This is a genomic window from Corynebacterium sp. HMSC034B08, assembly GCF_001835805.1.
In the GTDB taxonomy this organism is placed as follows: domain Bacteria; phylum Actinomycetota; class Actinomycetes; order Mycobacteriales; family Mycobacteriaceae; genus Corynebacterium; species Corynebacterium coyleae.
Map to the genome: position 1 here is coordinate 118,169 of NZ_KV825969.1, position 5,990 is coordinate 124,158.

Annotated in this window: 5 protein-coding genes; 4 read left to right on the forward strand and 1 reads right to left on the reverse strand. The window is 64.9% G+C overall.

Annotated features, from left to right (window positions below; translation table 11 throughout):
• The 3 genes from HMPREF2656_RS09890 to HMPREF2656_RS09900 form a co-directional block, all read left to right on the forward strand.
• Positions 1-1,181, forward strand: a 1,181-nt coding sequence (locus HMPREF2656_RS09890; protein ID WP_141761071.1) for a M3 family metallopeptidase, incomplete at its 5' end; no start/stop codon positions are given.
• 30 nt (positions 1,182-1,211) lie between these two features.
• Positions 1,212-2,228 carry a trypsin-like serine protease gene (locus tag HMPREF2656_RS09895; protein WP_070613989.1) on the forward strand — a complete coding sequence of 339 codons (1,017 nt, stop codon included), beginning with the start codon at positions 1,212-1,214 and terminating at the stop codon, positions 2,226-2,228.
• A complete protein-coding gene (locus HMPREF2656_RS09900; protein WP_070772110.1) occupies positions 2,229-2,501 on the forward strand; it encodes a hypothetical protein in 273 nt (90 codons plus the stop codon).
• Here the strand turns inward: HMPREF2656_RS09900 and malQ are convergent.
• Complete coding sequence (malQ, locus tag HMPREF2656_RS09905) at positions 2,498-4,636, reverse strand: 4-alpha-glucanotransferase (RefSeq protein WP_371440664.1); 2,139 nt, start codon at positions 4,634-4,636, stop codon at positions 2,498-2,500. The two genes, HMPREF2656_RS09900 and malQ, sit on opposite strands and share 4 nt — an antisense overlap.
• Between malQ and HMPREF2656_RS09910 the strand changes: the two genes are divergently transcribed.
• A partial coding sequence (locus tag HMPREF2656_RS09910) for an AMP-dependent synthetase/ligase (RefSeq protein WP_070816553.1) occupies positions 4,635-5,990 on the forward strand: 1,356 nt, incomplete at its 3' end. The genes malQ and HMPREF2656_RS09910 overlap by 2 nt on opposite strands.

Sequence of the window (5,990 nt, forward strand, 5' to 3'; positions counted from 1 at the left end):
ACGCCGACTACGTCATCGCCGAGGAGACCGCAGGCACCGCGTCTGCTGCACGCCAGTTGATCGCAGACCTGGCACCGGCCGCCGCCGCGAACGCTGAGGCTGAGCGCAAGCTCGCCTCCGAACTCGCCGGTGAAGACCTCGACGGCGCGGACTGGCCCTACTGGCAGGCGAAGCGTCGCGAGCAGGAACTGGGCATCGACGAGGCGGAGATCCGCAAGTATTTCCCGCTCGAGCAGGTGCTTACCGACGGCGTGTTCTACGCCGCCAACCTCCTCTACGGCATCACGGTTCAAAAGCGCGAGGACCTCAACGGTTACCGCGACGACGTGGACGTCTGGGAGGTGAAGGAAGAAGACGGCACTGGCATTGGGTTGTTGCTGACGGACTACAACGCGCGTTCGTCGAAACGCGGCGGCGCCTGGATGAGCTCCTTTGTGGACCAGTCGCACCTGGCGGGCACGAAGCCGGTGGTGGTCAACGTCATGTCGATCACCTCGAACCTGCTCACTATCGACGAAGTGACCACCCTGTTCCACGAGTTCGGCCATGCTCTGCACGGCCTGCTGTCGGACGTGCGCTACCCGTCGAACTCCGGCACCAACGTGCCGCGCGACTGGGTGGAGTTCCCCTCCCAAATCAACGAGAACTACGCGTTCGCCCCGGAGATCGCCCGCAACTACGCGCGCCACGTGGACACCGGCGAGGTCATTTCCGACGAGCAACTCGCCGCACTGAAGGCCTCGCGTCAGTTCGGCCAGGGCTTCCTCACCGCCGAGTACCTCGCGGCCAGCGCGATCGACCTGGCGTGGCACTCGATCACCGAGGACACCCCGTCCGACATCCAAACCTTCGAGGAAGAAGCCCTGCGCGAGGTTGGCCTGGACATCGACGGGCTCGAGCCGCGCTACCGCTCCACCTGGTTCAACCACATCTTCGCCGGCGGCTACTCGGCGGGCTACTACTCCTACCTGTGGGCAGAAGCTCTCGACGCCGACGGCTACCAGTTGGTCGAACAGGAAGGCATCAACCGCGACACCGGCGCGAAGTTCCGCGAGACCATCCTGTCCAAGGGGTCCTCGCGCGACTACGCCGAGGCCTACCGTGCGTTCCGTGGCCGCGACAAGGACACGCGTCCGCTGCTGGAGCGTCGCGGCCTGGCGGGCTCCGACGTATCGGCATAGCCGGTTAACGGCCTGCGCTACGCTGGCGGCATGTCCCGCGGAAGTGTGAAGCATTGGTGCGCGGCTGCGGTGGTTGCCACGACGCTTGCGGCGTCGGTGGTTCCTGCAGTCGCGCCTGCTTCGCCTGCGTTGAATGCGGCGCAGGGTGGGCGGATTTTCGTCGATAATTTAGGCTCGGACCGCCTCACTGCTTGCACGCTTGGCTTCAACGACGTCGAGCACCGTCGCAGTTACACCGCCGCCCACTGCGTGGTACAAAACGAGCAGTACTTCCCCCAGGGTGCGCTGGTCTACCTTGCAGATAGCGCCGGCAAACAAATCGACGAGCCCGCAGGGTTGATCTTCCCCGCGCGGGCGTATTCGCCGAAGACGTCCGCCAACGACTGGGCGGTGATCTACTGGTTCGAAGACGTTCGTGTTGGCGGCAACCCGTATGGCGGGACGGTTGTGCCGGTGGAAAAGATCAGCAGCACCGACACGATCTGCTTCCGCGGGTACTCCACCCATGGGCGCTCGGATGCCTCGACGTGCGGCAAGTTCGTCGGCACGGTTGAAAACACCACGTACTTCGACGCGCCGAAGATGCCGGTGCCAGGTGACTCCGGTGGGCCGGTGTACATCCCGGGCCGCGGCCTGGTGGGGGTGATCTCGGGCGCGAACTATGTCGCGGGCGAGGATAACCATCAGTTGATTGGGTTCCAGCGCGCCAGTTCGCTCGACAGTGGCCCGGTGTACGGGGAGGAGCAGGTCGACGACTTTTTGGAGTACCAGTATTCGCTGCGCTACTCCACGACGATCACCAACCCGCCGGGTGGCACGATCACGTTGACGCCGACCTTGGTGCCGCGAAGGACGCCTGCGCAGGCGACGTTTGAGTCTGGTGCCGCGACGCCGACGAGTGTGCCGACGGTGGCACCAAGGCAGAAGGCGGTGGAGCAGGCGCCGTCGGGCCCGTCGGCGTCGCAAGTTATCGGGATCATTATCGGCATTTTGGTGGTTGTTGCCGCGGTGAGCCCGATCGTGATGATGGCGTTGAAAGCGGTCTAAATGAGCTGGTTAATGGGGTTGAGCCCGTGGTTGCAGGTGCCGCTGATTGTGGTGCTGGCGCTGCCGGCGTGCGCGGCGGTGTCCTATGTGCTGCTTTGGGTCGTCGACCGGCTCGGTCTAGGCTTGGGCACCATGGCCAACCCTGAAGAGCTGCGCAAGCAGGATCAACAGCTGCCCAAGCCGCAGCGTAAGTACCCGCAGTCGCGGGTGACCCAAGCAATGTGGGTGCTCATCGCTCTTGTCATTGTTGCTGCGGTGATCGGCGCGCTTTAGTTGCGTATCGACGCCTCCGCCACCGCCTTAAACAACTCCATCTCCGGTAGGTGTTCGATGAGCACGGGGGTGCCGGTGGCGTCGCAAAGCGGCATGCGCCAGTTGGTGTACTGCTCGCCGTTGGTGCCGGGCTGGTTTTGAATGCGCTCGTCGCCAACCATGTCCACCAGGTTCGTACACGTCATCGCCGATGGGGTGGAGGCGACGAAGCGCGTCAGTCCCGTGATCAGTGCCTTTTCGTCGTCGCCGGTAAGCGCACCTTCCTCCCGCGCGAGGCCAAGCACCTGGTCGATCCAGATGCGGTCGGTGGCGTTGAGGCGCTCCACGGGGTCGTCGACAAGCCCAAGCTCATGGCGCAATTCGTTGTGTGCACCCTTGAGGTAGCCAGCGGTGGGCGGCAGGTCGTGCGTGCCCACAGCCGTAAGCGCCAGGTGGCGGTACTGCTGCGAGGGGCGCGGCACGCCCGGCGGGATGGATTCGAACCACAGCACCGAGGTGCCCAAAATGCCCTTGTCGCGAAGGAAGTCCTGCACCCACGGCTCGAACGTGCCTAAGTCCTCGCCGACGACGACCGCCCCGGCGCGCTGCGCCTCCAACACAAGGGTGCCCACCATGGCCTCAAAGTCGTAGTTCATGTACACCCCGCCAGCGGGTGTGCCAGCGCGTGGCACCCAAAACAGGCGGAACAGTCCGAGCACGTGGTCGACGCGGATGCCGCCACTGTGGCGCAGCGCTGTGCGCAGCAGGTCGCGCCACGGCCCGTAGCCGGACTCGGCGAGTTGCTGCGGGTTCCACGGCGGCTGCGACCAGTCCTGGCCTTTTTGCGAGTACTGGTCCGGGGGAGCTCCCACCGACGCATCGGACACCAACACCTCGCGCAGTGTCGCCGCGTCCGCGCCGCCAGGGTGGATGCCCACCGCAAGGTCCGTCATGATGCCGATCGACATCCCGGCCGCCTTCGCACGCTCCTGGGCGAGGCGCAGCTGCTCGTCGGCGATGAACTGCAGCCACATGTAGAACTGCACGAGGTCCTCGATGTCGTCGCCGGCGTGCCGCGAGCGATGCTCCGGGTGATGCTCCGACTCGGCGGCTTGCGCAGCACACCAGGTGGCAAACTCGCGCAGGCCTTCGCCCTCGTCCAGGCAGAACAGCTCAAAGTCGTGGGTGCGCGCGGCATCGGCCTGCGAGGCCCAGAACAGCTCGCGCAGCGCCGCCAACTTCGCGGCGAACACACGGTTGCGATCCAGCGGCGCTGGCGAAGTGTTCAGGTCCTTCAGCGGCGCGGCCAACTCGGCGATCGCCGCACGAAGATTGTCGTCCACCAGCTCGAACTCCGGCACCTGCTCCACCGCGATGTAGAGCGGGTTGATAAACCGGCGCGAGGTGGGCAAATATGGCGAATCCTCCACCGGCGGCACCGGCTGGGCGGCGTGCACCGGATTGATCAGCAAATAATCGGCCCCCTGCGCGGCGACCGTCTCCGCGAGCAACGCCAGATCCCCAAAATCGCCCAACCCCCACGAGGCAGCCGAGCGCACCGAATACAACTGCGCCATCACGCCCCAGACGGGGTGCTGGACGACACGGGAGTTCGTCGACAAGCAATCGGGCACCACGAGCAACGTGCACACCGCATCAACATTGTCCGACTCCAGATGCAACTCGTGCCAGCCCGCCGGCAGATCCCCGGGCGTATGAAACGTCGCCTCGCCCCACACCACACCATCTGAAGCCGTAAACGGCGGCGCCCAATTCTCATCCTGGTAGCACTCCCGCGAGGAACCATCCTCCAGCCGGATCCAACAATGCGCCGGGTGCCCGTCGTGCACGTGCACGTTGAAGTGCTGCTCGTGTCCCTCCGTCGCCACCACCGTCGGCGGCAAGGGGCGCGTGGCCCAGTGTTCGCGCCGGGCATCGAGGTGGAAGTGGAGTTCCTCGTCGGTGGGGTCGTCGTCAAGCGAAAGCCCCAACGCCCGCAACAACGCGACAAACGACGCCGGCGGCGGCGACACCATCTTCCCGTCAGTCGCGCGATAGGAGGTGCCAAAGCCATAGGACTCGGCGAGGGCGTGCAGCAGTTCCACGTTGGTCACGCTTCCGCATTCTGCCAAAACGTCGGTAATGTTGGGCACCATGCCATCGACTTCTCACACGACGGAACTTGGATTCACCCTCAACGACACGGAGACGTGCCTGAGCCGACTCATCGAAATGTGCGAGAAGCACCCGCACCTCGTGCTGTTCTCGCGGCCCCGCAACTACGAATGGGTCTCCGTGACGGCAGGGGAGTTCCTGCAAGAGGTCTACGACGTGGCCAAGGGGCTGATTGCCGCAGGTATCGAGCCCGGCGACCGCGTGGCCATCCTGTCCAGCACGCGCTACGAGTGGGCGCTGCTCGACTTCGCCATCTGGGCCGCCGGCGCCGCATCCGTGCCAATCTACCCGTCGTCCTCGATGCACCAAATCCAGTGGATCCTCGAGGACTCCGGCGCGAAAATCGCGTTCACGGAAACGCGCGACCACACGATGCTCATGAGCCCGTTCCTCCTCGGCGAGGACGGCACCCCGCGCATGGCCGACTCGACCTCGCAGTTGCAGCGCATCTACGAGTTCAACTCGGCCGCCGTGGAGCAGATCAAGTTTGAGGGCCGCGAGGTGGAGCAATCGCTTATCGACGACCGCGTTGCCGCCACCCGCCACCCCGATCTGGGCTCCATCGTGTACACCTCCGGCACCACCGGCCGCCCCAAAGGTGTGGAGATCACCCACGGCAACTGGGCGTACCAGGCGTGGGCGCTGCTGGAAAACGAGATCGGCTCCGTGTCCTTCCCTGGCCAGCGCATGGTGACGTTTTTGCCGCTGGCGCACGTGCTTGCGCGCGCGGTGGCGCTGGCGTGGACGATTTCGGGCGCGACCCAGTCGCACTGGTCGGATACTTCGACGTTGACCGTGGAGCTGCAGCGCGCACGTCCCAACCTGGTCATTGGCGTGCCGCGCGTGTTTGAAAAGGTGCGTGAGGGTTCCTACAACAAGGCCGCGGATGGCTCCGCGATTGGCAAACGTGTCTTCTTGGAGGCCGAAAAGGCCGCGATTGAGTATTCCAAGGCGCTGGATACGCCGGACGGCCCGTCGCGCGTGCAAAAGGCGAAGGTGAAGCTCTACGACAAACTGGTCTACGCCAAGATCAAGGAGGCCATGGGTGGTTCCGTCTGGTACGGCATCACCGGCGGGTCGGCGATGAGCTCGGACCTGTCGCACTTCTTCCGCGGCATGGGCGTGCCGATCTACGAAGGCTACGGGCTGACCGAAACGTGCGCTGCGGCGTGTGTGAACAACGCGCACAGCAACAAGATCGGCACCGTCGGGCGCCCTGTCAACGGCTATTCGGTACGGATCAACGACGACGGCGAGATCGAATTTAAAGGCCCCGGCGTGTTCTCCAAGTACTGGCGCAACCCGGCCGCGACCGAGGAAGCGCTCACGGACGGC